Below are 24,239 nucleotides of genomic sequence, written 5' to 3'. Positions count from 1 at the left end.
CGTCAAGTGTTATCCTGAAGAATCACACCTTAGAATAGGGCGCTTTCCGGCAAACCGGTATGTCCTTTGCGGTATCCGGATGGTTCGGGTACCCGTTACGGGGCCGGGAAGGTCCCGTTTTCAAATGGCCAGGTTACAAAACAGGTGAGTCATGCTTGACCAAAACGAAATTGAGCTGTTCCGCGATAATGTCCGCAAGTTCCTCGAGAAGGAAGTCGCGCCACACTATGACCAGTGGGAGAAAGAAGAGAAATTCCCCCGCGAATTGTGGAATCAATTGGGTGAAAACGGGTTTCTGTGTGTCGACGTGCCGGAGGCCTACGGCGGCTTTGGCGCCGATTTCCGGCTTTCCGCGGTGATCGTGGAAGAGGCCTCCCGTTTGGGGTTCGGCGCTCTGGCGTCCAACCTGTCCGTGCACTCCGACATCGTTGCGCCCTATATCCTGCACCTGGGCACGGAGGAGCAGAAACAGAGCTGGTTACCGAAGATGGTGACCGGGGAGGCGGTGGGCTCCATTGGCATGACCGAGCCCGGTGCCGGTTCCGATCTGCAAGGCATGAAAACCCGCGCGGAAAAAGACGGCGATCACTATGTGATCAATGGCCAGAAGACCTTCATTACCAATGGCCAGCACAGCGACGTTATCGTCCTGGCCACCAAAACCGATCCCGATGCCGGCGCCAAGGGCGTGACCCTGTTTACCGTGGACGCCACGACGGCGGGTTTCTCCCGTGGCCGCAATCTGGAAAAGATGGGTCATCACGCGGCGGACACCTCGGAGTTGTTCTTCCAGGATGTCCGCGTCGGTGCCGACCAGATCCTGGGCGGAGAAGGCAAGGGTTTCTTCAACCTGATGAACGAGCTGCCCCGTGAGCGCTTGATTCTGGCGCTGAGCGCGGTGGCCGCGTGCGAAGGCATGCTGGAGCGGACCATCGAGTACGTCCAGGAGCGTCAGGCGTTCGGGCAGTCCGTGGCCAAATTCCAGAACACCCGCTTCGTGCTCGCCAACCTGCACGCCATGGTTGAGGTCAACAAGGCCTTCACCAGCCAGTGCATCGATCAGTATGGCCGGGGTGAGCTGAGCACCACCAACGCCTCCATCGCCAAACTGATGACCACCGAGCTGCAGGGCAAAGTGGCGGACCAGTGCCTGCAGTTGTTCGGCGGTTACGGTTACATGAAGGAGTATCCGATTTCCCGGGACTATGTGGATGCCCGTATTCAGCGCATCTACGGCGGTACCAGCGAGATCATGAAGGAAATCATTGCCCGGGATATCCTCGGCCGCTAAGTGTTTCCGCGTTGGCCACGGATTCCGTGCTGGCCACCGTTCTCATGCTGACCACATAGCGCAGCGGCCCTCCCGCTGCGCTGGCGTCGAAGGGATAGCAGGTGACCAGGACCAGCGCCCGCGGGTCCGCCGGCGGTTGCAGGGTGTCCCGTCGGATGTCGGCCACTTCGGTGGCGGTCACCCGGTAACGGGACCAGTGCCCATCCGCCTTCTGCAAGCTCAGCCGGTGGTCTTTTGCCAGCCCTTCCAGAAAGCGGAAGTGGGTGTCCCGGTGTCCGGCCACCACCCAGCCGCCATCGCCGGTCGCCATGCGGCCGGGACCGAACGCCAGGGCCTGGCCGCTGGCGCTTTCCAGGACATACAAATCCCTGCCGTTGTGATCGGTCAGCCGCGCCACCGGCCAGGTGTCCGCCCAGGGCCAGGGGGGATGGTGACCACCGTCGGCCAGGGTTTGTTCCCAGGCCCGGGCGATCAGAACCTGGGCGACCCAGGCCTTGGCCTCGATCCAGGTCGCCTTGCCGACCACCAGCACCAGAAAGACCAGCACTGCTCCGAGCAACCCACGTTCGCCCCTAGTCACGGCGGTGTCTCCGGCGGAACACCAGGATCAGAAGCAGGCCGGTGAGGGCGAGTACCGCGGCGTGTCGCCAGAGCCGGTCGACACCGGTGGCGGTAGCGGGCCAGGCCAGACCATCGGGAAGGGTGTTGGCAAGGTCCTCCCGGATCAACGGCTCGTCCAGCGGGCGGGAAGGGATGCGCTCGATGGCAACGAAGCTGGTGTAGCGGCTCATCAGCGAGTGCTCCAGTGCCACGTCGGTGAGCAGTGGACGGATCACTTCTTCCGATTCGCCCAGCGCCAGCCGGTCATTCAGTGCCTCGATCTTGTTGCGGGCCCAGAGGCGGGCGATGCCGGGGTGTTGCCGTCCTTCGGGCAGTTGCAGGGTCTGTTCCCACGGCGTGGGCGTGAGGCCGGTCAGTGTCAGGTACTCGGGAACGCGATTCAGCTTCAGCGTCAGCAGCAGCGGCTCACTGGCGTACAAGTCAGGAATGCGGCGCGGCCAGATTTCCGCCTCCACGCCAGGTGGCAGGGTCAGCTGTACATCGCGGATCACCGGATTCTCCAACTTCTCGAACAGGTCGGTCATGGTTTTCGACACTTCCTGCAGGTTGCCGATGTAGGTGAAGGTGCCACGGCCGAACTGCGCTGCCTTGCGCATGAAATGACTGTTGGGGCTGGAGCCGATGCCGACGGTGAACAGACGGGCCGAGCCCAGGCGCCGATGAATCAGGCTGAAGATGCCGTCCTCGTTGGTCACCGCGCCGTCGGTGATGAACATTACCTGGCGCAGGTATTCGGCATCAGTGGGCATGGTCAGCGCGGTATTCAGAGCGGGCAGCATTTCGGTGCCGCCGCTGGCTTCCAGTCCGGCGACAAAGCGGCGTGCTTGCTGCAAGTGCGCCTCGTCGGCGGGCATTGGGGCTTCGAACAGGGCGTGATGGACGCTGTTGAATTCGATCACATTGAAGCGGTCACCAGGCCGCAGGTGCGCCAGCGCTTCCAGCAGACTGGCGCGGGCCTGGCGGATGGAGGCGCCGCTCATGGAGCCGGAGGTATCGATAATGAACAGCGTCTCCCGGGGCAGGGCGCGGGTGGCGGCGGGTCGCGAGGGCGGGGTCAGCATCACCAGCGCGTAGTGTTCGCCATTCACCGTCTCCACGAACAGGCTGCCGCGGCTTTGTTCGGCGTTGGCGATGCGCCAGTGCAGCAGGAAATCCCGGTCCATGGGCACCAGGCCTTCGCTGGGATGGAGCTGATAGACGCCACGGGCGCCGCTCACGTCCAAATCATGACTGCCGCTGTCCGGCGGCAGGATCGATTGGCCGGCATCAAGCTCCACCTGCACACGCGCCATATTGGGGCTGGCACCGCTATCCGGGGACTGGAAGGGGCCGGAAAGGCTCTCGCCGCCTTCCGGCTGGTAACGCGGCGTCAGCGTCATCGGCACCCGTAGCCGGAAGTCATTGCCCCGCACATCCACGGTCTGGCTGTAGTGCAAGGTGACCTCGACGCGTTCGCCGGGAGCGATATTGGCCACGGAAGTGGTGAACAGGTTGCTGTGACGTTGCTCCACCAGCCCGGCGCGATGGCCGTCCCTCCTGGCCTGCTGGTAGCGGCGTTTGGCCTCCTGTTTGGGCTGGATCTCACCGACGATGCGGCGCTCTCCCACCGTCAGGGTCATGCCGGTGACCGCCGCCTGCTCCGGCAGCGGGAACACGTAACGCCCCTCGCTGAAGAGCGCACCCTCATTCTGGAACGACTGCACCAGGGTGATCTGGGCGACCGGGCCGCTGATATCAATATCCACATCGGAGGATAGCAGGGTGGCCGGCACCTCCCGGCCCTGGTCATCGAACATCAGGAAGACGCCGCTACCGGGCTCCGCCGGGGTGTCCCGGGGCAGGGCGTGGGCGGTGGCGGACAACAGCAGCGCGGCCAGGCAAAACAAGGCCCAGGGCAGGGTGTTTCGGAGTGCGGCACCGGGCCGCGTGGCAAGCAGGCGAATGGTCATGTCGGTTCCCCTCGCAGGTTAGGTCGGGGGGAGCATGGACGGCCTGAATGGGACTCTTATGTGGGTTTTGTGTGGAAGCGGTGGGGAGAGCTCGTTCCGTGTCAAAACTTCCGCTTTGCCACGGCCCGCAGCACGATCCGGCATTGGTTCTCGCCATACTCGCGAATGTCCGCGGCGGCTTTCTCGGGATCCCGCGCCAGCACGTTTTCCAACAGGCGCTGGAAAATGCGAAGGGACACATCGAACTCGGTGGTTTCCTCCTGCAGCGCAATGAAGGAAAACCGCTTCAACAAGGGCATCAGGTCGGTGATGTCCGCCGCCAGGTAGCGGTTGGCGGCGAAACGATCGGTGGCGATCTCGACGAACCGGAAGGCCAGTTGGTGGCCGCCCTGGACATCGCCCTGGTCATAACAGCGCTGGAAGTCCGGCAGCATGGCGGCGAGGTCCTCGATCTGGCCGGGCTGCCAGTTGCTGGCAGCTTGCGCCGCAAGCCGTGAAAGCAGCAGAAACAGGAAATCATAAAGGTCGCGAACCTCGCTTTCGCTGACCTCGCAAACCCGCGCGCCACGGCGCGGCTGCAGTTCGATCAAATGTTGCTTTTCCAAGAGTCTGAAAGCCTCCCGGAGTGAGTTGGTGCTCACTTCCAGCTGTTTGGCCAACTCCGATTCCGGCAGCTTCTCTCCGGGTTTACGCTCGCCGCGGACAATCTGCTCGGCCAGATGATCGGCAATCTGCTCGCTGAGGCTCACGGCTCTCAAGGTCATAAAGGGCTCCTTTTGATGAGAGCAATTATCGCCATTATCGGTGCATGTGTCACTAATTGAATTGTTTGACAATTGAGTTAATCATGATAACGTTGCCATCGAAGACTGTTACCGTCACTAGCGAGGCCGATCATGTTCGCCAAAATGTCGTCCGACACCATGTTGAAAATAAAAAAGTGGGGCTATCTCCTGTTCTGGGCCGCGGTGCTGCCGCTGTTGCCGTTCAGCGTCTATGTGGGACGTGATTCCGGCACCCAGGACTATTGGGCCTGGTTCATCTATTTCGTTGTCTTCGGCATCGTGCCGTTGCTCGACTATCTCATCGGCAAGGATCCGTCCAACCCGGACGAGCAGGTCCAGGTGCCGTCCCTGAGCGAGGAGCGCATCTATACGTTCTTCCTGTTTCTGATGGGCTTTATCTGGCTGGGCGTGCTGTTCTATGCCGGCCATGTGTTCATCAGTAACGACTACAGCTGGTTCGGCAAGCTGGGCTGGATTGTGTCCATTGGCACAGTGGGCGGCATCATCGCCATTAACCTGGGCCATGAATTCGTCCATAAGGATCCCAAACTGGAGAACTGGATGGGCGGGCTGCTGCTGTCCTCCGTGACCTACGCCGGCTTCAAGGTGGAGCACGTGCGCGGCCACCATGTCCATGTTTCCACCCCGCAGGATGCCTCCTCATCCCAGTACAATCAGGGGCTGTACAGTTTTCTCCCGCGTGCCATCAAGCACAACTTCCTCAATGCCTGGAAGCTGGAAAAGCAATATCTGGAGCGCAAGGGTAAAAAGAACTTCAGCATCCATAATGAACTGATTTGGTGGTACGGCATCTCCGCGTTGTTCGCGGTGGCGTTCGGAATCGCATTTGGCTGGCAGGGCGTGTTGTTCTTCGCCGCGCAGAGCTTCGTGGCCGCGGTGACCCTGGAAATTATCAACTACGTCGAACACTACGGTCTGCACCGTCGATTGCAGGACAGCGGCCGCTATGAGCGGGTAACCCCGGCGCATAGCTGGAACTCCAACTACCTGCTGACCAATCTGGCGCTGTTTCAGTTGCAACGCCACAGCGACCACCATGCCTACGCCAAGCGGCGCTATCAGGTCCTGCGCCACTATGAGGAAAGCCCGCAACTGCCCGGTGGATACGCCGCCATGTATGTGCTGGCGTTGTTCCCGCCGCTGTGGAAAAAGGTCATGAATCCCCGCGTCGAGGCTTACTATGAAGGGGAAATGGATCAATTGTTCCGCAATGCGCGCCGCGTGAACAACATCGCCTGAATCCCCGCTGATGACACGAAGCCCGGCCTTGCCGGGCCCATTTCCTGGTTCCCTTCAGGACCCCGGGCCGTATCGACTGCGGTACCCGGGGTTTTTTTATGGTTCACCGCCCATGGTAAACCGCCCCACGGATTGCCACCGGCGCCGCCCCGAGTATGACTCCCGATGCCAGTCTGACGCGGTAGCGTTCACTGATCTTCACGGCGCCTTCATCGCCGCTCGCTGAAACTTGTACAAAACGGCATTCTTGTACAGATCAAAGAACGCGAATGGAGCCTGGCCATGACCGCGCATCCGGTAATCACCAAAGATTCACGCATCCCCGTGGGGATCAGCGCCTGCCTGCTGGGCAGTCCGGTACGGCACGATGGCGGGCATAAGCACTCCCGTTACTGCACGGAGGTGTTGGACCGCTACTTCCAGTTTCATCCCCTGTGCCCGGAGATGGGCGCCGGCTTGCCCGCGCCTCGTCAGGCTATGCGGCTGGTGGAAATCGATGGCGGGATCCGGTTGTGCGCCACGCATGGGGAAAAGGATTTCACCGCGCTGATGCACGGTTTTATCGATCAGGGGCTGGAACGTCTCGCGCACCTCCGAGGGTTCGTATTGATGGCCAAGTCGCCAAGTTGCGGCATGGAACGGGTCCGCGTCTATCGCGCCGATGGTGAGGTGGCGAGGCGGGACGCCAGCGGGCTGTTCGCGTCGGCGCTGGCGCGCCGGTTTCCCCTGATGCCACTGGAGGAGGAAGGGCGCCTAAACGACGATGGCCTGCGGGAAAACTTCGTTGAGCGGGTATTCGTGTATGACGACTGGTGTCGTTTGCGGGAGAACGGGGTGACCGCGGAAGGGTTGTTGGCCTTCCACCGCCGCCACAAGTTCCAGTTGCTGGCGCACTGCCAGGCCACCTACCGGCGGATGGGCCCGTTGTTGTCCGACCTCAAGCGCCGGCCTCTGCCGGTGATTGCCGACGAATACATCGCCCGGGTGATGCCGGCATTGGCGCGGCGGGTGTCACGGGGCAGCCACGTCAACACCATGCTGCACTTGACCGGCTTTCTGCGCGAGGGACTGAGTACCGAGGACCGCCGCCTGATTCATCAGCAGATCGAGGCTTACCAGCGTGAAGAAGTGCCTCTGGTCGTACCGATGACGATGCTGCGGAGCGCTCAGAGCAAAGTGGAGCAGCCTTATCTGGCGACCCAGGAATATTTGTGTCCGTATCCGGATGCCCTGGGATTGAGGAACCGTTTATGAGCACGGAAGAGACCCTGACCATCCAGGAGGTTGGCCAACGTTGCGGTGTGAACCCGGTGACGCTGCGGGCCTGGGAACGGCGTTATGGACTGATCCGTCCCGCCCGGACCGAGCGGGGCCATCGCCGGTATGTTGAAGCGGATGTCGCTCGTATCCACTCTATCCTCGCCTGGCTGGATCGCGGGCTGCCGATCAGTCAGGTGCGTGCTGTTCTGGAACAGGGAACGCCCCCGGAGGCGGCGAGCGGCCCTTGGCGCCAGGCCATGGAGGAGGCCTGGTCCGCTCTGGATGACCTCAATGTTCGCCGATTGGAACAGTTATTCCGGCGGCTGACCGGCGACTACCCGCTGGAGAAGGTGGTGAGCGGCTGGTGCGAGCCGTTGCGGTCGCACCTGCGAACGCCGGGTCGTCTCGCCGCGCGTACGCTGTTTGACAGCTTTTTGCGACTGAAGCTGTCCGGCCCTCTGTTGGCGGCCACGCCCAGTCGCCGTCAACACGGATGGTTGGTGATGGCGGTGGGCGACCCCCTGCCGGGGATGCTTCAGGCCGCGCTTTCGGAAGTGCCGGTATGGAGTGTGATGTTGCCGGTGGCGGGGACGGAACTGGGGACCTGGCTGAACCATCCCCGTCTGGATGGCCTGCTATGGGTGCTCGGGGAACACCCGGTAAGACGTCAGAGTGCCAGGTGGTGGCCGAAGCGCACACCGGGTTTCGGGCCGGCTCTGTGGTGCTGTGGCCCGGCTCTGACTTCGGAATTATCGACACCGGAATGGTTGGCCCGCTGTCCGGGAGATTTCGCCGAAGTGGCCCAGGCAATGAGGGATTGGTCGACGACCATGGCGGCGAGGAGGGGAGACGATGCGTCTGATTTGGTTCCGTAACGATTTGCGCTGTCACAGCCACACGCCCCTGCTGCGGGCGTTGGCGGCGGGTGAACCGGCGCTGGCGTTGTATGTATTGTGCCCGTTGCAGTGGGACCGGCATGAGGTGGCGCCGCTGCGCCGCTGGTATGTGCTGGAGAGTCTGCTGGAATTGGGGAAGACGCTGGCATCGCGCGGCGTGGATCTGCATGTGGTCGACGGGGGGGACTTCGATGGTGCGGTGGTGGCGGTAACGAATTTCGTCCGCGAACACGGCATTACCGATGTGTTTTGCAATCGCGAATACCCGTTGAATGAGCTGAACCGGGATCGAGCGGTGGCGTATGAATTGGAGAAGGATGGCGTCCGTATTCATGGTTTCGACGACGGGGTTCTGGTACCGCCCAGAGCCTTGAATACCGGTAAAGGCACTCCTTACACGGTTTTCACCGCGTACAAACGACGCTGGGACCGTTGGATGGAGGAAAACGGCCCACGGGTGCCGGAGGTGCCGTGCTGGCCGGCACGGCGGGGTCGTTTTGCCGGGCGCGGCAGGGTGGAGGCGGCATTATCGGAACTGTCGCTTGGGCAGGCATTGAGGGCGCAGTGGCAGCCGGGAGAAGACGCCGCCGCCCGGCAATTGTCGGCATTCGTTAAGTGGCACATCGAAGATTACAAAAGACTGCGCGACCGGCCGGCGGAGACGGCCACCAGTGAACTGTCAACGGCATTGTCCGCTGGCACCCTGGCGCCGGCGGAGGCCTGGCGGGCGGCGCGAATGGCGATGCAGGACCCGGTGGCCAGGGAAGGCGCGGCGACCTGGATCGGTGAGCTGGCCTGGCGGGATTTTTACCGGCAAATCCTGCACCGGTTTCCGGCATTGGCGAAGGGGGCCCCGTTCCGCCCGGAAACGCGATTTCTGCGTTGGAACGATAACGAAGCCCATTTTGACGCCTGGTGTGAGGGCCGCACCGGCTATCCGCTGGTGGACGCGGCGATGCGGCAACTGGTCAGCACCGGATGGATGCATAACCGTTTGCGCATGCTGGCCGCCATGTTTCTGACCAAGCATCTGTTTATCGATTGGCGAAAGGGGGAGCGGTTCTTCATGCGACATTTGATCGACGGGGATTTCGCCGCCAACAACGGTGGCTGGCAATGGAGCGCGTCCACCGGTACCGACGCGGCGCCGTATTTCAGGGTTTTCAGCCCGGTCCGACAAAGCCGTCGGTTCGACCCGGAAGGGCGCTTTATCGCACGCTATGTCACCGAGTTGGCGGAGCTCGATAACGAGACCATCCATGAGCCCTGGAAGCAGCCGTTGTTGACCGGAGACTATCCGCCGCCGCTGGTGCCGCACGAAGGGGTCAAGCAGCGTGTGGAAACAGCGTTTCGCGCCGCGCGTGACGCCTGGCATCGGCAGGCCGGAGAGCAGGGGGCATGAGTCAGCGTATCGCCATTGTCGGCGGTGGCATCGCCGGGTTGACCGCGGCCTGGTATCTCGGCGCCCGTCATCAGGTCACGGTGTTCGAGGCCGAAGCGCAACTGGGCGGGCACACCTATACCGTGGATGTGCGCCGCGAACATGGCGATTACGCCGTGGATATGGGGTTCATTGTCTTCAATGACCGTACCTACCCGAACTTTGAAAGCTTGCTGACGCTGTTGGGAGTAGGGCGCCAACCGACCCGCATGGGGTTCGCGGTGTCCGATGCACGTACCGGGCTGGAATACTGTGGCGATGGTCTGTCGGGCTTCTTCGCTCAGCGCGCCAACCTGGCCCGTCCGCGGCATTGGCGATTGTTGCGTGACATCCTGCGTTTCAATCGCGATGCCCCGGCTCTGTTGACCGAACCCGGTGGCGAGCAACCGCTTGGGATGTTTTTGCGGGAAGGCGGTTACAGCGATGCCTTTCGGCGGCATTACATTCTGCCCATGGGCGGTGCTATCTGGTCCTGCTCACTGGCGCAGATGGAGGCGTTTCCCGCTCGTTTTTTCGTGGGCTTTTTTCAACATCACGGCCTGTTGACGTTACGTGACCGGCCTCAGTGGTACGTTATCCCCGGGGGCTCCCGCGGCTATGTGCGGGCGTTGCGTTCAACCTGTCCGGCGCACTGGGTTACCGGGCGCGCGGTGATCTCGGTGCGCCGCGATGCCGCTGGTGTGAATCTGACGCTGGCGGGGGAAGAAAAGCCGCGCCGTTTCGATCAGGTGATCCTGGCATGTCACAGCGACCAGGTTTCGGAAATACTGGAGGACGCGGACCCGCTGGAAAGAGAGTGTCTGGGGGTGTTGCCTTATCAGTCCAATGATGTGGTTCTGCATACCGACACCCGCCTGCTGCCACGCCGCCGGCGTGCCTGGTCCAGCTGGAACGCCATGCTGGGCATGGCCGATGAGACTCAGCCGGTACAAGTGACTTACAACATGAACCTGCTGCAGGGGCTGACATCCCCGGAGACATTCTGTGTAACGCTGAATGCGGGGGACCGGATTCGCGAGGAGAAAGTGCTACACCGCCGCACCTTTCGCCATCCTTTGTTCACCCCGGCGGGGCTCGCCGCGCGTCAGCGTCTTTTGCAGCGCAACGGCGAACGGCGAACCTGGTTCTGCGGCGCCTGGTGCCGCAACGGATTCCATGAGGACGGGGTGGTGTCCGCCCTGAACGTGGTTGACGGGTTTGAGCGTTCCGGGGGAAGTTCGTGATTCCGGATTTCGCTCTGGCCCGCGGACACGTCTGGCATTGCCGCCGGACGCCGGTGGTGCATTCGTTCCGCTACCCGCTGTGGTTGGTGTGGTGCAATGTGGACGAGCCTGACCGGTTGCTGCGGAGGCAGAAACTGTGGGGGCGGCGTTGGCGCCTGGTGACGTTCCGGGACCGGGATTTCATCGATGGCCGGGACCGGCCGCTGGGGGAAAAAGTCCGCCAGCAGGCCCGGGAGCATGGACTCGACTGGTCGTCGGGCCGGATTTGTATGTTGGGGCAATGGCGTACCTTCGGTGCTTTGTTCAATCCGTTGGTGCTGTATATGCACTTTCCTCCCGGCGCCGATTATCCCTCGGCGATGCTGGCGGAAGTGAGGAATACGCCCTGGCATGAGCGGCATTTCTATGCGTTGCCGCTGGCGTGGACAGAACAGGGGCTGACGGCCTCCCACGCCAAGACGTTTCATGTTTCCCCGTTTCTTCCCATGGCGCTGCGCTACCACTGGTACCTTCACGCGCTGTTTCCCGACCTTCGCTTAACGTTGGAGGACCATGACGGCGATCAGCTGGTGTTCTCCGCCGGCCTGAACATGCGAATGACCAACGCGGATCCCGGCGCCATGGCGAGAATCGTCTGTCGCTTTGGCGCTCAGAGTTTGAAAACCATGGCGGGGATTTACTGGCAAGCCTGGAGATTGTGGCGAAAAGGCGTGCCGTTTCATGCCCATCCCGGGCGAGGTGAGTCGAGAGGAGGGGACAACGGCCATGATGGACGGGGATAAAGCTCTGGTAATGCGGCATCCGACCTGGCTGCAAGGGGTGGCGCGTAAGCTGGTGCATAAGCGGCTGGCGGCCCTGCCTGTCGGCGGCCTGTCTCTTTATGAGCCGGACGGTACTCAGGTACGCTTCGGCGACGGCGCCGCCAGTCTGCGGATCGCTGATTGGGACTGCTACAGACGAATGGTGACCGGAGGTGCTCTGGGGGCAGCCGAAGCCTATATGGACGGAGGCTGGGACAGTCCCGATCTGGTGGCGGTGATGCGTTATTTCGCTGCGAATATAGAAGCAATGCGGTCCTTGGAGGGCGGCGCTGCACTATTGGTCAAACCGCTACTGAAGGTCCTGCATTCCGCCCATCGTAATTCCGTGAACGGCTCGCGCCGTAACATCGCCGCTCATTACGACCTGGGCAATGAGTTTTTCGCTCTTTTTCTAGATGCGCGGATGATGTATTCCAGCGCCATCTATCCCGGCCCGGAGGTGGACCTGGAAACCGCCTCGGTGCATAAACTGGATCTGATCTGCCGCCGCCTGCGTTTGTCCGAAGGTATGCACCTGCTGGAGATCGGTACCGGCTGGGGTGGGCTGGCGATCCACGCAGCCCGTCATCATGGTGTTCGGGTAACAACCACGACCCTCTCCCGCGAGCAGGCACGATACGCCCGCGAGAAAATCAAAACGGCCGGTCTGGACCACCGTATCGAGGTGCTGGAGCGCGATTATCGGGAACTGAGCGGTGTTTACGATCGAGTGGTTTCGGTGGAGATGGTCGAGGCGGTGGGGCATCAATACCTGGACGGATACTTCGACATTCTGAATAGCCGGCTCAAACCGGATGGCATGTTGCTGCTACAAGCGATCACGGTGCCCGACCAACGTTATGAGTATGCGCGGGATAACGTCGATTTTATAAAGCGGTATATTTTTCCCGGCGGTTTTCTGCCATCGGTAACGGTAATGAGTGACGCTCTGCGTCGTCGTACTCGTCTGGTTCCCGTGGCGCTGCATGATATCGGTCATGATTATGCGCGTACTCTGGGGCACTGGCGGCAGAGATTTGTTTCCGCTTTGCCCAGGATCAGGGAGATGGGATTTGATGAGCGCTTCTGCCGAATGTGGGACTACTATCTTTGCTATTGCCAGGGGGCTTTTCTGGAAAGAGCTATCAGTACCGTCCATCTTCTGGCAGTCGGGCCGTGCTATCGGGGTGACATGATCCGCCTGGGCTTGGAACACCGATAAAGTCGGTATCGGGCTCTTCAACGTAGACCCGAGGCGGCGGCGTGGCGCCAGTGTTCCGCCGACACCGGAAGAGACGCCCTATCAGGGATGCTGCCGCAGCATTCGGGTCACGGGGCCGATGATGGGAAGATGCTGATCCAGACCCTGGCTGCTGTCCCAGAAATCCTGATGGAAGATCACCTGGCCTTGCCGGTTAAAACGCAGTTGCGAGATGCCAATGGTACGTGAGCCGCGTTCCCGGCCGAGAACCGTAAAGCGGGTTTCCATGATCCATTGCAGGAAAACATCATCGTCGTCCCGCCAGATCTTACGGATGCGCAGCCGCATATCATTAAGTCGTTCGGCGGTTTTCAACATATGCGCCTTCAACTCGTCACGCTGGTAGAACGTGGCCAGAGTATCGTTGAAGTAAATCCGTTCCGCGTAGACCTCATCCAGATGGGCGCGCAGATAGTGGGCGTCGATCGGGGAATAGAGCGCGATAAAACGTTCCAGTGCCCCTGCCGGCACTGGCGTTACACCGCGTTGCTGTTCAAGGGCGTGCTCATAGAGGTGTGAATAACCCGGTGAATCCGGGCTATGGGCACAACCGGCGGCGGCCAGCAACGATACCGTGGCCATGGACCACAAAAGGCGTTTCATGGGGTTCTCCTCAATACCAGTGGCTACAATTTCACGACGGTTGTGAATCCGTTGTGAGCCTGGTTCACAGGCCGTTGACGAGACACGGAGGATGCTGCGGTGTATGAATCGTGTTGTCGCCGCCACTGTGGCTAATTTCGTAGGATTTCAGGTGCTATGGCCGGTGGCGGTGATCGGATCCGCGCGCCAATGGGTGGTGCCGGCATGGAGCGTGGTGGTGATAATGCTGGCGGTGCTGTGGACGCTGGAGCGGAACTGGCGTGCGGATCTGAGATTGTTGGTGGCCGGTGCATTGTGCTGTGTTCTGGTGGAGCCGTTTTTGATGTTCACGGGAGTGCTGCACTACGTGACAGGCGGCGGAACCTGGTGGCCGCCGTCATGGATATGGAGTCTGTGGTTGGGTTTCGCGGTGAGCTTTAATTATTCGCTGGCCTGGTTACGGCGCCGGCCGCGGTGGGCTGCCGTTGTCGGGGCGATGGGTGGTGTGTTTTCGGTAACCGCGGGGATTCGTTTCGGTGCGGCGAGCGCACCGCTGGGCTGGATGCCGATGGCGCTATGCTATGCGCCGATCTGGGCGGTAATTGTGCCGTTTCTGGCCTCCTTGTCGCGGCGTGAAAGGAAGGAAACACGATGATCTCCGGTGTTCTGATTGTCAGTCTGGTTCTGTTGTTATTGGCTTTTACCATGGCGTGGTGGGTTCAGCGGCTGACCGGGAACGCGGGTTGGGTGGACGTGGCCTGGAGTATGGGAACGGGTCTGACCGGATTGTCCTATCTCATTGCCGGAAGTGGTGAAGGGTTGCCGAGGTTGGTGGCGGGGGCTTTGTTGTTGGTCTGGGCGACCCGCCTTGGTGGCCACATTTTCAAGCGGGTGACCAACGAGAAGCAGGAAGACGGCCGTTACCGGGCGATGCGTGAACGACTGGGGCGTGGCGCGCAGCCTGTGTTCCTCCTGGTGTTCTGGGCTCAGGCCGGATTGGCCTGGGTGTTCGCCTTGCCGTTCCATGTTATTGCCAGCCAGTCGCTATTCCACCCGATAACGATGACCGCGGGCATCGCCATCGGGCTGGTGGCGATCTGTGGAGAGGCGTTGTCTGATCATCAACTGGCGCGCTTCAAGGCACGAGACGACAGTCACGGGCGAACCTGCCGTGACGGCCTGTGGCGATACTCACGGCACCCCAACTATTTTTTTGAGTGGTTGCATTGGTTCAGCTATCCACTGATCGCCGTTGGTGCGAAAGGTGGCGTCTGGCTGTGGGGCCTGCCGGTACTGATGCTGCTGTTTCTCTGGTTCGTCACTGGCATTCCCTATACCGAGAAGCAGGCGCTGAAATCCCGTGGCGCGGATTACCGTGATTACCAACGTACCACCAGTCCGTTTATCCCCTGGAGATCCGCCTCATGATGATTCGTCTGGCTGAATCCGGCTTGTTGCCTGACAGACTGGTCCGCCAAGGTATTCGTTACTTGCTTGGCAAACGTCTGCGGCGGGAACAGCCCCGCCGAACCGAACAGCGTCAACTGCTCGACACACTCTCCGGCGGCCCGGTGGCGGTGGCACAGGGAGAAGCCAATGAACAGCACTACGAGGTGGATGCTCGCTTCTATTCGCGGATTCTTGGACGGCATCTTAAATACTCCAGCGGATACTGGGCGGATGGCGTGGACGATCTGACCGAGGCGGAGGAAGCAATGCTGTCACTCTCCTGCGAAAGGGCGAAGCTCAGTGATGGTCAGGAGGTACTTGAGTTGGGTTGCGGCTGGGGATCGCTTTCCCTGTGGATGGCCGACCGCTACCCGCGCAGCCATATTACCGCGGTCAGCAATTCAAACTCGCAACGGCAATGGATTCTGGCCCGGGCCAAGGCGCGGGGACTGGATAATCTTCGTGTCATCACTGCGGATGTGACCGTGTTCCAACCGGATCGGAACTTTGATCGCGTGGTCTCGGTGGAGATGTTTGAACACATGCGTAATCATCGTGAGCTGACCCGCCGTATTCACCATTGGTTGAAGCCCGGTGGCAAGCTGTTCGTGCACATATTCTGCCATCGGCAGCTGACATATCTTTTCGAAACGGAGGGTGATGCCAACTGGATGGGGCGTTACTTCTTTACCGGCGGGGTCATGCCGTCCTTCGATTGGCTGCCCCGTTGTGCCGATCGGCTCAACCTGGAACAGTCCTGGGCCATAAATGGCCGCCACTATGGTCGTACCCTCGAAGCCTGGTTGGAAGCAACGGATCGCCAACGGGAAGAGTTGATTCCACTACTGGATGAACTATACGGCGGCAATGAAGGGGTGATCTGGCTACAGCGTTGGCGGATGTTTTTCATGGCCTGCGCCGAACTGTTCAACTATGGTGAAGGCAAGGAATGGTTCGTTGGCCATTATTTGTTCTGTCGGGACCAAGATGACACGTAAAGGGGTTCAGCACCGGCTCACTCGGGTTTTTCTGATACAGGTTCTGTTTATCAGCACGGCCACGGTGCTGGGAGTCTGGGCCACGGCGAAAATCATTGAAAACGTGTTGGTCAAGGAAGCCCTGATGCAGGAGGCCGAGCACTATTGGCGGCTCTATCAGCAAGATCCGGGTTCCGCCCGTCCCAACACTCGCCACCTGCTCGGGCTGCTGGTGGATGAGCGGATCCGGGATCCGGTGCCCGAGGTGCTGAGATCATTGCCCGATGGTTATCAGAGAGTGACGCTGGATGGCGAACAGCCGCTGATCTATATCGAGCATAATGGTGAGGCCCGCCTCTATCTGATTTTCGATGAACAGAGGGTTTCCGCCCTGGCGTTCATGTTTGGCATCCTGCCTTTGACCGGCGTATTGCTGGTGATTTACCTGACCTCCTTTCTGGGTTGGAGGAAGTCCAGAGCGTTAGTGTCGCCGCTGGTTCGATTGTCGGAAACACTGCGTCATACCAATGTGCTTGATCCGCAGCAGGCACGGCCGGATTTTTCCCAGGTGGAAGCGGAGCCGGGCAGCGAAGCCTCGGTGTTGATCGCCGCGCTGGATGCTTATGCGGACCGTCTGCTGCGTTTTGTTGAACGGGAACGGCAGTTCACCCGGGATGCCAGTCATGAGCTGCGTACGCCTCTGGCGGTGTTCCGTGCCAATCTTGAGCTGTTGGAGCGTCAGATTGGCGATCGGCCGTTGATCGGCAGGATGTCGGATACCGTCGATGACATGGAAGCGCTGGTGGAGACGTTGTTGCTGCTGGCGCGCACGGAACAGCGGCCAGTGTCGCCGGAGCCGCTGGTTGTGAACGACGTCGTGGCGAATCTGATCGATCGGCTGCAACCGCTGGCGGAGCGCAAGCGGATTCAACTCCGGGTGAAGCAAAAAGCATTACTGTCACTGGAGGCGTCGGAGACCGTACTGAACATCGTCTTCACCAATCTGATCCGCAATGCCATCAATTACAGCGGCTCGGGCCGCGTTACTCTGGTCGTGGTCGATGACGCCGTGCACGTGGTGGACACCGGATCCGGAATGGATCGTGAGGAACTGGCGCGGCTATTGAAGCCGTTTGAACGCGGTGCCGCCAGTGAGGGCGGGTATGGTTTGGGACTGGCCATAGTGCAGCGCCTTTGCGAGCGTTTCGAATGGCACCTGGACGTGGCCAGCCAGCCAGGCAAAGGCACGGAAGTGCGCGTACGATTTCGTTAACCGTTTCTCAGGCGCTCTCGCTCCGCGGAGCCCGGATGCTGAAACCGACACCTGGCAAAGTCTCCATGAGGTTGTGAGCGAACGGCTTGTCCACCGCTTTGCGTAGATTGTAGAGATGACTTCTGAGTGCGTCCGAGTCCGGCACCAGGTCGCCCCAGAGTTCCTGTTCGAGCTGCTCACGGCTCACCACCTTGGGCGATTCGCGCATAAGAATGCGTAATATTCGGAACGCGGTGGGAGAGAGCTTCAGAATCTGGCCGCCGCGGCGGACTTCCTGCCGGGCAGGATCCAATTGCAGATCATCGATGGTGAGTACATTAGGGGTGACTTCGCGACGCTCCCGGCGCACCAGAACACGAATCCGCGCAACCAGCTCCGGAAGCGCGAAAGGTTTGACGATATAGTCGTCCCCACCCCGTTCGAAGCCCTCCAGCTTGTCATCGAGCTGATCCCGCGCGGTGAGAAAAATCACCGGCGTATCCAGAGCCAGATCATGGCGCAGATATTGGCAGAAACTATAACCGTCCTCGCCGGGCAGCATCACGTCGAGTATCAGGATGTCGTAATGGTGTTCCTTGACCAACGAACGAGCCAGGCTGGTGTCGCCGGCGTAGTCCACCATCGCGCCTTCCTGCTCAAGATATTCGACCACGGTTTGGGCCAGCTGGCGATGGTCCTCGACCAGAAGAACAGATAGATTCTTCACGATGTTATCTCCTTTTCGGCCACCCATTTTGCCCTTGATCGCGTCAAGGCGTTGTCAATCATCATCACGCGAATGGGTAACCGGCACCAGTGAACGGAAACCACTGTCGCGAATCACCAGGCATAAGCAAATTGCGACATTGGCTGGGCCGGGTTTCTCGTATTATGGAACAACCTCTTCTCATCGAGCAGGATTCTTCTTACAGTGCAACTTCCATTGTCTGGGACCTCGGACCCGGGCGCTGTCAGGAGGAAAGCGTTTCACACGTCATGGCCGTCATGGATAGGCACCGTCCCGTCGTTCTACGTCCGGCCCGTCGGCAGGACGCGGCGGCTATTTCCCGTTGCGTGCTGCGCGCGTATCAACATTTCGTTCCCCGCATGGGGCGCCCTCCGGCGCCGATGACCGACGACTACAATCAAGTTGTGTTGCGGAACATCGTGTGGGTGGCGGACGATGGGCTCGGTATTCAGGGTGTGGTGGAGCTGGAAGAAACCGACGTCGGGCTGCTCACAAAAAACATGGCGGTGGACCCTGATTTTCAGAAACAGGGGCTGGGCCGGAGGCTGTTGAAACAGGCCGAACAGCTGGCTCGTGATGCCGGTCATGACATGCTCTATATCTACATCAGCGAAGCCATGGTCGAGAATCTGGTGTTTTATCTTGATCACGGCTATGAAGAATGCGAGCGGCGCCTGGAGCAGGGTATTTATCGCCGGATCTATTTACGTAAGACGCTGCTCTGACCGTCCTCCACCGCGACGTCCTCAAGTCGATCCACCTGGCGTAAGACCGGAAAGCCCCACATCCACAAGCCAACCACCGCGAGTGTGCCGACGCCGCCAATTACCGCCGCCGGCACGGTGCCGAACCAGGACGCGGTAATGCCCGACTCGAATTCCCCCAACTCATTGGAGGCGCCGATGAACAGCATATTCACGGCGTTGACGCGTCCCCGCATTTCATCCGGCGTGGCCAGTTGCAGCAATGTCAGCCGCACATAGACACTGATCATGTCGGCGGCGCCAGCAATGAACAGGGCAGCCAGGGATAGCCAGAATGAGGTGGACAGGGCGAACACCAGATTGGCGACGCCGAAGATCGCCACCGCCGCGAACATCACCAGGCCGGTGTGCTGGCGAATGGCGCGTACTCCCAGATACAAACCCATGACGAAAGCACCGAGGGCGATGGCGCTGCGCAGGGCACCAAGTCCCTCCGAACCCACGTGCAGGATTTCATCGGCGTAGATCGGCAGCAGTGCCACCACGCCACCGAACAAGACGGCGAACAGGTCCAGGGAGATGATGCCGAGAATCACCGGCTTATCGCGGATATAAAGAATACCGGCGGTAAAGCGTTGCCAGGAGGTGGTGTCGCCAGAATGCAGAGGGCGCTGTCGGTAGCGGATCGGCACCAGAAAAAGCATGGCCAGAGCGAACAGAAAGCAACCGAGGACCACACTGTAGGCGGTGGTGGCACCGAGCGGATAAAGGAATCCGCCCAGCATCGGCCCGCCAATGACCGCGATCTTCATGATCGAGGAATTGAGCGCGATGGCTTTGCCAAGTATGGCTTGTGGCACGATTTGCGGCAGCAGGCTTTGCAAGGTTGGGCCGGTGAAGGCGCGGGCGGCGCCGAACAGCACCAACACCACATAGAAAGGACCGGCGTGAGCCGGCGGGTTCAGGGAAAGCACGATGAGCAGAGCACTGCACACGGCTTGCGCCGCCCAACTGGCGTGCAGGATCAGACGTCGATCAAAGCGATCCACCAGATCGCCGGCGGGCAGCAGCAACACCACCATCGGCAGGAACTGGGCCAGACCCACATAACCCAGGCTGAGCGGATCCCGGGTCAAGGCGTAAACCTGCCAGGCGACGATGATGGCCTGCACTTGCATGGCTAACGCCGCGCCCAGACGGGCGAGAACGAAAGGCACGAAGCCCGGGTGTTGATAGACGCGGGGCCCGGCGTCGGCGGAGGGAAGGGGCATCGGAGTCCGTCCAGTGACCGGCATGCGAGCCGTGCCGGGCAGGAAACGAAAAGGGCGCGCGGGCGCCCTGATCGGGGATTATTGGCCGCTGAATTTCGGGTCCCGCTTATCGATGAAAGCGGCCACGGCTTCGTCGTGGTCGTCGGTGGTGTGCGCCAGCGCCTGCATGGCGGCGGACATTTCCAGCACCGTATCCAGGCGTGAGGAACGGGCGCTCCACAGCAGGCGTTTGGTCATGCGCACCGCCTGCGGCGGATTGGCGGCGATACGCGCGGCCAGGGCGCGGGCCTCGTCCAGCAATGTGTCGTCCGCCACCACCCGGGACACCAGGCCACAGGCGAGAGCTTCCTCGGCACCGACGCGGTCGCCGGTGAGTGCCATTTCCGCCGCTTTGGAAAAGCCCACCACTCGCTGCAGCAGCCAGGCGCCGCCGTCGCCGGGAATGATCCCCAACTTGACGAAACTCTCGGCGAACCAGGCGCGCTCGCCAGCGATGCGGATGTCGCACATGCAGGCGAGATCGCAGCCCGCGCCCACCGCAGGGCCGTTGACGGCGGCGATGACCGGGACCTCGAGTTTTTCGAACGCCAGCGGAATGCGCTGAATGCCGGTTTTGTAGTTGCGCCGGGTTTTGACCGGGGCGGTGGCGTCGTTGAGGCCGCCGGCGGCGCCCATTTTTTTCACGTTGCCGCCGCTGGAGAAGGCACTGCCGGCACCGGTAAGAATCGCCACCCGGGCTTGTGGGTCCGCTTCCAGGCGCTCCAGGGCGTCCAGCAGCGCCTCGATCATGTCGGCGTCGGAAATCGGGTTGCGGTTTTCCGGGCTGTTCAGGGTCAGGGTGACGATGCCGTCGTTGATTTGATAGGTAACCAGTTCGCTCATAAAACGCTCTTCTTCGTGTGTGTGGTGGTTCGTGGACACGCAGACACGCTTACACGCAACACGCTTGCACGCCATGCTTGCCAGCCCAGAGCCAGACGGAAAGGTCTGATTGCTCGGGAAGTCAGGGCCGGATTGCGCTCTGCTTTGGCAGTAGCGTGCAAGCGTGTTGCGTGTAAGCGTGCATGCCCATGCATGTCAATCGCCTCTCAACGCAAACCCAGGCCACGCGCGATGATACCGCGCAGGATTTCCCGGGTGCCGCCTCGTAATGAAAATGCGGGTACTTGTTGCACAGCGTAGTGGAGCACCTGGAAAAAGTCCCGGTGCGCGGCGTCGGCATGGCCGGTGTCCACCAGTTGCCGGGCAATGTCCGGAATTTCCTGTTCCAGCAAGGCTCCCAGGTCCTTGACGATGGCCGCCTGCAAAGTTGGATTCTCGCCCCGCTGCAACATGCCGGCGACGCTGCGTGACAGTCGGCGCAGGCTCATTAAGTGCGCGGTGAGGCGGCCAACGGCGATGCGGGACTGATCGTCATCCCGGCCTTGCAGAGCGCGGATCAACTCGATCAGCACCCACAGAGTGGAGAGAAACCGGTCCGGGCCGCTGCGCTCGAACGCCAGTTCACTGAGCACCTGGTTCCAGCCATCGCCCATTTCGCCGATCAGGGCGTCGCGGGGAACGCGCACGTTTTCGAACACTACCTCGTTGAAATGATGCGCGCCGGACAGATCGTGGATCGGCCGGATGGTGATACCCGGCAGGGTCAGATCGATCAGCAACTGGCTGGTGCCGCCATGGCGGTCCTCATTGTCGCGGCTGGTGCGGCAGAACAGCACCATGTAATGGGCCTCGTGGCCGTAGGTGGTCCACAACTTGGTGCCGTTGACGATGAAGCCGTCGTCCACCGGCTCGGCGTAGGTGCGGGCGGCGGCCAGGTCGGAACCGGAATCCGGCTCGCTCATGCCGATACAGAAGAAACATTCGCCACGGGTGATGCGCGGCAGGATCGCTTGCTTCTGGGCTTCGGTGCCGTAGCGCAGCAGCAGCGGACCGCTCTGCCGGTCGGCGATCCAATGCGCGGCCACTGGCGCGCCGGCGGCCAACAGTTCCTCCAGCAGCACGTAGCGTTCCAAGGCGCTGCGTTCACTGCCGCCGTACTGTTTCGGCCAGGTCAGGCCGATCCAGCCCTGCTCGCCAAGGCGGCGGCTGAAGCCGGCATCGAATCCCATCCAGGATTCGACCCGCTGAAGCGGCGCGCGGCCAGCCAGTTCGGTGGCGAGGAAGTCGCGTACCTGTTCACGGAAGCTCTCCGCCTGTTGTGATTCCGGAGGCGTCGGGAAGGACAAATCGATCATTGGCGCGCTCCTTCGGTGCTGCTGCCCAGTTCGGTGATAAAGGGCCAAAGGCCATCGGCGCCGCGCGCCAGCACCTGCTCGCCCAACCGGACCTGCCAGTAGCGTTCGCCGCCGAATTCGTCACGCCAGCTCCAAAGCCGCCGGCTGTACAGGTTGAGCCGGTATTCCCGGGTCATGCCGATGGCGCCGTGGACCTGGTGGGCGATGGCCAGTGCCTGGCCGGCGGCTTCACCGCAGCGGGCCTTGGCGGCGGCGATCAGTGACTGGCGGCGGGGATCATGGAACGCGTCCACCGCCATGTCGGCGGCCCCGGCGGCCACCGCTGCCTGGGTGGCCAGCACCGCCAGTTGCTGCTGGATCGCCTGTTGCCGGGCGATGGGTTTGCCGAATTGCACCCGTTCGCCGGCGTATTGGACGGTCATGTCGAGCACCGTGGCCAGGGCCCCGGCGATTTCCTGGCAGCGCAGCAGGGCGCCGCTTTCGAACAGCCATTCAGGGCTGAGCGTCTCGGGCAACTCGCGCACCCGCTGGTCGTTCAGCTCAAGGTCCAGGGTCAGGTCGGTGCGCGGCTGATCGGCCAGGTTGGTTTCGGGCGTCGCCGCCAGGCTGCCGGGGTCGAGCAGCAGCAGCCGGTTTTGCCGATCGTGCCGGGCGATGGTGACGATCACTTCCGCGTGTTCCGCCCAGGGGGCCGCCGGCAGCCGGCCCGTCACCCGCCAGCGGTTCTCCTCCCGGTTCAATTCCAATGGATTGCGCGGGTCCGCCACGGCAATGGTGGGGCGCCCTTCGTCGATATCGGCGCCGGCCTCGGCGAGCAGACGGTTGGCGAGCAGGGCCTCGCCGAGCGGTGCCGCCAGTGCGTATTGACCGGCCAGGCGAACCAGCGCCAGCGCATCCGCAGCCGGCAGGTCGAAGCCGCCGCGGGCCTCGTCCGTTCGGCCACCCGCCGCCAGGCCAGGTCAGCATCGTCCGGTGTGTCCCGCAGTTCGGCGAAGAGTCGTCCAGCGGTGTCCAGTAACAAGCTACGACTGTCGTCCATGGAACCTCACAGCCGCTCGACGATGGTGGTGTTGGCCATGCCGCCGGCCTCGCACATGGTCTGCAGACCATAGCGCTGGCCGTTCTGGCCCAGAGCGTGCACCAGTGTGGTCATCAGCCGGGTCCCGGAAGCGCCCAGCGGATGGCCGAGGGCGATGGCGCCGCCGCGAGGATTAAGCCGTTGAGGGTCCGCGCCCAGCTCCTTTTGCCAGGCCAGGGGGACCGGCGCGAAGGCCTCGTTCACCTCGAAATGGTCGATCTGATCCACGCTCATGCCGGCTTTTTGCAGGGCCCGTTTGCTGGACGGAATCGGCGCCGTCAGCATGGTCAGCGGGCTGTCGCCGCGGACATCGAAGCTGACGAAACGGGCCAGCGGTTGAAGCCCCAGTTTGTTGGCCAGGCTTTCACTCATGATCAACAGGGCGGAGGCGCCGTCGGTGATCTGAGAAGCGTTGCCGGCGGTGATGCTCCAGTTGATTTCCGGGAAGCGCTGTTTCAGGGCGTCGTCCTGGAATGACGGACGCAATTCACTCAGCCGTTCGGCGGTGGTGGCGGGGCGGATGGTTTCGTCCTCGGACAGGACACGGCCGTCGGGCAGGGTCACCGGCACGATCTCGTCGCGGAAAGCACCGGCTTCGCGATGAGCCGCGGCCCGCTGGTGGGACTGGGCGGAATACTGATCCAGGGTATCGCGGTCCAGCTGGTAACGGCTGGCCACCAACTCGGCGGCTACGCCCTGGGACACCAGGCCGGGGGCATAGCGTTCGTTCACGCCCTGGCCGAACGGATCCTGGCCCATGCGCGCGCTGCCCATGGGGACCCGGCTCATGGACTCCACGCCGCCGGCGATCACCAGCTGATTGGCGCCGGCCATGATCGACTGGGCGGCGAAATGCACCGCTTGCTGGCTGGAGCCGCATTTGCGATCAATGGTGGTGCTGGGGACATGCTCGGGAAAGCCGGCGGCGAGCAAGGCCATTCGGCCGGGGGTGGCGGACTGCTCCCCGGACTGACTGACGCAACCGATCATGACGTCATCCACCAGGCCGGGATCAAGGTCGTGGCGCTGGACGGTCTCTTTCAACAGGGCGGCGAGCAGGTCCACCGGGTGCAGGCTGGCCAGCCCGCCATCAGGTTTGCCACGGCCCATGGGGGTACGCAGGGCGTCGACGATAACGGCGGCTTCAGTCATGA

General features: G+C 61.7%; 23 protein-coding genes. 13 read left to right on the top strand and 10 right to left on the bottom strand.

Annotated features, from left to right (window positions below; all coding sequences use genetic code 11):
• Positions 1-151: 151 nt before the first annotated feature.
• Positions 152-1,291: an acyl-CoA dehydrogenase family protein gene (locus tag A6D6_RS00275; protein ID WP_159659618.1), complete on the top strand. Its 1,140-nt coding sequence runs from the start codon at positions 152-154 to the stop codon at positions 1,289-1,291.
• Here the strand turns inward: A6D6_RS00275 and A6D6_RS00270 are convergent.
• The 3 genes from A6D6_RS00270 to A6D6_RS00260 all read right to left on the bottom strand — a co-directional run bounded on the left by A6D6_RS00270 (position 1,263) and on the right by A6D6_RS00260 (position 4,625).
• Positions 1,263-1,871: a class GN sortase gene (locus A6D6_RS00270; RefSeq protein ID WP_201303670.1), complete on the bottom strand. Its 609-nt coding sequence runs from the start codon at positions 1,869-1,871 to the stop codon at positions 1,263-1,265. The two genes, A6D6_RS00275 and A6D6_RS00270, sit on opposite strands and share 29 nt — an antisense overlap.
• Positions 1,864-3,861, bottom strand: coding sequence for a marine proteobacterial sortase target protein (locus A6D6_RS00265; RefSeq protein WP_159659617.1), 1,998 nt, complete (start codon positions 3,859-3,861; stop codon positions 1,864-1,866). Before A6D6_RS00265 ends, A6D6_RS00270 begins: the two co-directional genes overlap by 8 nt.
• Positions 3,862-3,962: 101 nt before the next feature.
• Positions 3,963-4,625: a GntR family transcriptional regulator gene (locus A6D6_RS00260; RefSeq protein ID WP_159659616.1), complete on the bottom strand. Its 663-nt coding sequence runs from the start codon at positions 4,623-4,625 to the stop codon at positions 3,963-3,965.
• A gap of 132 nt (positions 4,626-4,757) precedes the next feature.
• Here A6D6_RS00260 and A6D6_RS00255 point away from each other — a divergent pair, with 132 nt between their 5' ends.
• The 7 genes from A6D6_RS00255 to A6D6_RS00225 all read left to right on the top strand — a co-directional run bounded on the left by A6D6_RS00255 (position 4,758) and on the right by A6D6_RS00225 (position 12,748).
• Entirely contained in the window at positions 4,758-5,906 is a 1,149-nt protein-coding gene (locus A6D6_RS00255; RefSeq protein WP_133491223.1) for an alkane 1-monooxygenase, read from the top strand.
• Positions 5,907-6,188: 282 nt separating this feature from the next.
• Complete coding sequence (locus tag A6D6_RS00250; protein ID WP_159659615.1) at positions 6,189-7,160, top strand: YbgA family protein; 972 nt, start codon at positions 6,189-6,191, stop codon at positions 7,158-7,160.
• Complete coding sequence (locus A6D6_RS00245; protein ID WP_159659614.1) at positions 7,157-8,041, top strand: MerR family transcriptional regulator; 885 nt, start codon at positions 7,157-7,159, stop codon at positions 8,039-8,041. Before A6D6_RS00250 ends, A6D6_RS00245 begins: the two co-directional genes overlap by 4 nt.
• Entirely contained in the window at positions 8,019-9,464 is a 1,446-nt protein-coding gene (locus A6D6_RS00240) for a cryptochrome/photolyase family protein (protein WP_159659613.1), read from the top strand. Before A6D6_RS00245 ends, A6D6_RS00240 begins: the two co-directional genes overlap by 23 nt.
• Positions 9,461-10,726 (top strand): NAD(P)/FAD-dependent oxidoreductase, encoded by a 1,266-nt coding sequence (locus tag A6D6_RS00235; RefSeq protein ID WP_159659612.1) that lies wholly within the window; start codon positions 9,461-9,463, stop codon positions 10,724-10,726. The genes A6D6_RS00240 and A6D6_RS00235 overlap by 4 nt, the downstream gene beginning before the upstream one ends.
• Positions 10,723-11,508 carry a DUF1365 domain-containing protein gene (locus A6D6_RS00230; protein WP_133491227.1) on the top strand — a complete coding sequence of 262 codons (786 nt, stop codon included), beginning with the start codon at positions 10,723-10,725 and terminating at the stop codon, positions 11,506-11,508. Before A6D6_RS00235 ends, A6D6_RS00230 begins: the two co-directional genes overlap by 4 nt.
• The gene (locus tag A6D6_RS00225) at positions 11,492-12,748 is read left to right on the top strand and encodes an SAM-dependent methyltransferase (RefSeq protein WP_159659611.1); all 1,257 of its coding nucleotides are present in this window, start codon (positions 11,492-11,494) and stop codon (positions 12,746-12,748) included. The genes A6D6_RS00230 and A6D6_RS00225 overlap by 17 nt, the downstream gene beginning before the upstream one ends.
• Positions 12,749-12,829: 81 nt before the next feature.
• Here the strand turns inward: A6D6_RS00225 and A6D6_RS00220 are convergent, their stop codons facing one another.
• On the bottom strand, positions 12,830-13,390 hold the full coding sequence (locus A6D6_RS00220; protein WP_159659610.1) for a nuclear transport factor 2 family protein: 561 nt from the start codon (positions 13,388-13,390) through the stop codon (positions 12,830-12,832).
• Positions 13,391-13,493: 103 nt separating this feature from the next.
• Between A6D6_RS00220 and A6D6_RS00215 the strand changes: the two genes are divergently transcribed.
• Genes A6D6_RS00215 through A6D6_RS00200 form a run of 4 tightly spaced genes read left to right on the top strand, consistent with a single transcriptional unit; the run spans position 13,494 to position 17,068 of the window.
• Positions 13,494-14,024 carry a DUF2878 domain-containing protein gene (locus A6D6_RS00215; protein WP_159659609.1) on the top strand — a complete coding sequence of 177 codons (531 nt, stop codon included), beginning with the start codon at positions 13,494-13,496 and terminating at the stop codon, positions 14,022-14,024.
• A complete protein-coding gene (locus tag A6D6_RS00210; protein ID WP_133491230.1) occupies positions 14,021-14,797 on the top strand; it encodes a DUF1295 domain-containing protein in 777 nt (258 codons plus the stop codon). The genes A6D6_RS00215 and A6D6_RS00210 overlap by 4 nt, the downstream gene beginning before the upstream one ends.
• Positions 14,794-15,816 (top strand): SAM-dependent methyltransferase, encoded by a 1,023-nt coding sequence (locus A6D6_RS00205; RefSeq protein ID WP_201303669.1) that lies wholly within the window; start codon positions 14,794-14,796, stop codon positions 15,814-15,816. Before A6D6_RS00210 ends, A6D6_RS00205 begins: the two co-directional genes overlap by 4 nt.
• Positions 15,806-17,068: a sensor histidine kinase gene (locus tag A6D6_RS00200; RefSeq protein WP_159659608.1), complete on the top strand. Its 1,263-nt coding sequence runs from the start codon at positions 15,806-15,808 to the stop codon at positions 17,066-17,068. The genes A6D6_RS00205 and A6D6_RS00200 overlap by 11 nt, the downstream gene beginning before the upstream one ends.
• 7 nt (positions 17,069-17,075) lie before the next feature.
• Here A6D6_RS00200 and A6D6_RS00195 read toward each other — a convergent pair whose 3' ends face one another.
• Positions 17,076-17,774 carry a response regulator transcription factor gene (locus A6D6_RS00195; RefSeq protein ID WP_133491232.1) on the bottom strand — a complete coding sequence of 233 codons (699 nt, stop codon included), beginning with the start codon at positions 17,772-17,774 and terminating at the stop codon, positions 17,076-17,078.
• A gap of 164 nt (positions 17,775-17,938) precedes the next feature.
• Here A6D6_RS00195 and A6D6_RS00190 point away from each other — a divergent pair, with 164 nt between their 5' ends.
• On the top strand, positions 17,939-18,520 hold the full coding sequence (locus tag A6D6_RS00190; RefSeq protein ID WP_133491233.1) for a GNAT family N-acetyltransferase: 582 nt from the start codon (positions 17,939-17,941) through the stop codon (positions 18,518-18,520).
• Here the strand turns inward: A6D6_RS00190 and A6D6_RS00185 are convergent.
• From A6D6_RS00185 to A6D6_RS00165, 5 genes are all read right to left on the bottom strand, one after another.
• Positions 18,496-19,770, bottom strand: a complete 1,275-nt coding sequence (locus A6D6_RS00185) for an MFS transporter (protein WP_133491234.1) — start codon at positions 19,768-19,770, stop codon at positions 18,496-18,498. The two genes, A6D6_RS00190 and A6D6_RS00185, sit on opposite strands and share 25 nt — an antisense overlap.
• Before the next feature lie 78 nt (positions 19,771-19,848).
• Complete coding sequence (locus tag A6D6_RS00180; RefSeq protein WP_159659607.1) at positions 19,849-20,652, bottom strand: crotonase/enoyl-CoA hydratase family protein; 804 nt, start codon at positions 20,650-20,652, stop codon at positions 19,849-19,851.
• A 206-nt stretch (positions 20,653-20,858) separates the two neighbouring features.
• Positions 20,859-22,007 carry an acyl-CoA dehydrogenase family protein gene (locus tag A6D6_RS00175; protein WP_133491236.1) on the bottom strand — a complete coding sequence of 383 codons (1,149 nt, stop codon included), beginning with the start codon at positions 22,005-22,007 and terminating at the stop codon, positions 20,859-20,861.
• Positions 22,004-22,720, bottom strand: coding sequence for an acyl-CoA dehydrogenase family protein (locus tag A6D6_RS00170; RefSeq protein ID WP_159659606.1), 717 nt, complete (start codon positions 22,718-22,720; stop codon positions 22,004-22,006). Before A6D6_RS00170 ends, A6D6_RS00175 begins: the two co-directional genes overlap by 4 nt.
• Positions 22,721-23,052: 332 nt before the next feature.
• Positions 23,053-24,237, bottom strand: a complete 1,185-nt coding sequence (locus tag A6D6_RS00165; RefSeq protein WP_133491238.1) for a thiolase family protein — start codon at positions 24,235-24,237, stop codon at positions 23,053-23,055.
• Positions 24,238-24,239: the final 2 nt, after the last annotated feature.

Origin of the sequence: Alcanivorax xiamenensis, assembly GCF_009846745.1 — a bacterium.
Lineage (GTDB): Bacteria > Pseudomonadota > Gammaproteobacteria > Pseudomonadales > Alcanivoracaceae > Alloalcanivorax > Alloalcanivorax xiamenensis.
This window is presented reverse-complemented; position numbering and strand designations above follow the sequence as displayed.

Coding starts and splice junctions, on each gene's coding strand:
- A6D6_RS00185 (WP_133491234.1), bottom strand. CDS start 19,770: ATGCCCCTTCCCTCCGCCGACGCCGGGCCCCGCGTCTATCAACACCCG.
- A6D6_RS00175 (WP_133491236.1), bottom strand. CDS start 22,007: ATGATCGATTTGTCCTTCCCGACGCCTCCGGAATCACAACAGGCGGAG.
- A6D6_RS00220 (WP_159659610.1), bottom strand. CDS start 13,390: ATGAAACGCCTTTTGTGGTCCATGGCCACGGTATCGTTGCTGGCCGCC.
- A6D6_RS00180 (WP_159659607.1), bottom strand. CDS start 20,652: ATGAGCGAACTGGTTACCTATCAAATCAACGACGGCATCGTCACCCTG.
- A6D6_RS00225 (WP_159659611.1), top strand. CDS start 11,492: ATGATGGACGGGGATAAAGCTCTGGTAATGCGGCATCCGACCTGGCTG.
- A6D6_RS00245 (WP_159659614.1), top strand. CDS start 7,157: ATGAGCACGGAAGAGACCCTGACCATCCAGGAGGTTGGCCAACGTTGC.
- A6D6_RS00255 (WP_133491223.1), top strand. CDS start 4,758: ATGTTCGCCAAAATGTCGTCCGACACCATGTTGAAAATAAAAAAGTGG.
- A6D6_RS00260 (WP_159659616.1), bottom strand. CDS start 4,625: ATGACCTTGAGAGCCGTGAGCCTCAGCGAGCAGATTGCCGATCATCTG.
- A6D6_RS00205 (WP_201303669.1), top strand. CDS start 14,794: ATGATGATTCGTCTGGCTGAATCCGGCTTGTTGCCTGACAGACTGGTC.
- A6D6_RS00200 (WP_159659608.1), top strand. CDS start 15,806: ATGACACGTAAAGGGGTTCAGCACCGGCTCACTCGGGTTTTTCTGATA.
- A6D6_RS00275 (WP_159659618.1), top strand. CDS start 152: ATGCTTGACCAAAACGAAATTGAGCTGTTCCGCGATAATGTCCGCAAG.
- A6D6_RS00265 (WP_159659617.1), bottom strand. CDS start 3,861: ATGACCATTCGCCTGCTTGCCACGCGGCCCGGTGCCGCACTCCGAAAC.
- A6D6_RS00190 (WP_133491233.1), top strand. CDS start 17,939: ATGGAACAACCTCTTCTCATCGAGCAGGATTCTTCTTACAGTGCAACT.
- A6D6_RS00165 (WP_133491238.1), bottom strand. CDS start 24,237: ATGACTGAAGCCGCCGTTATCGTCGACGCCCTGCGTACCCCCATGGGC.
- A6D6_RS00250 (WP_159659615.1), top strand. CDS start 6,189: ATGACCGCGCATCCGGTAATCACCAAAGATTCACGCATCCCCGTGGGG.
- A6D6_RS00235 (WP_159659612.1), top strand. CDS start 9,461: ATGAGTCAGCGTATCGCCATTGTCGGCGGTGGCATCGCCGGGTTGACC.
- A6D6_RS00210 (WP_133491230.1), top strand. CDS start 14,021: ATGATCTCCGGTGTTCTGATTGTCAGTCTGGTTCTGTTGTTATTGGCT.
- A6D6_RS00240 (WP_159659613.1), top strand. CDS start 8,019: ATGCGTCTGATTTGGTTCCGTAACGATTTGCGCTGTCACAGCCACACG.
- A6D6_RS00215 (WP_159659609.1), top strand. CDS start 13,494: ATGAATCGTGTTGTCGCCGCCACTGTGGCTAATTTCGTAGGATTTCAG.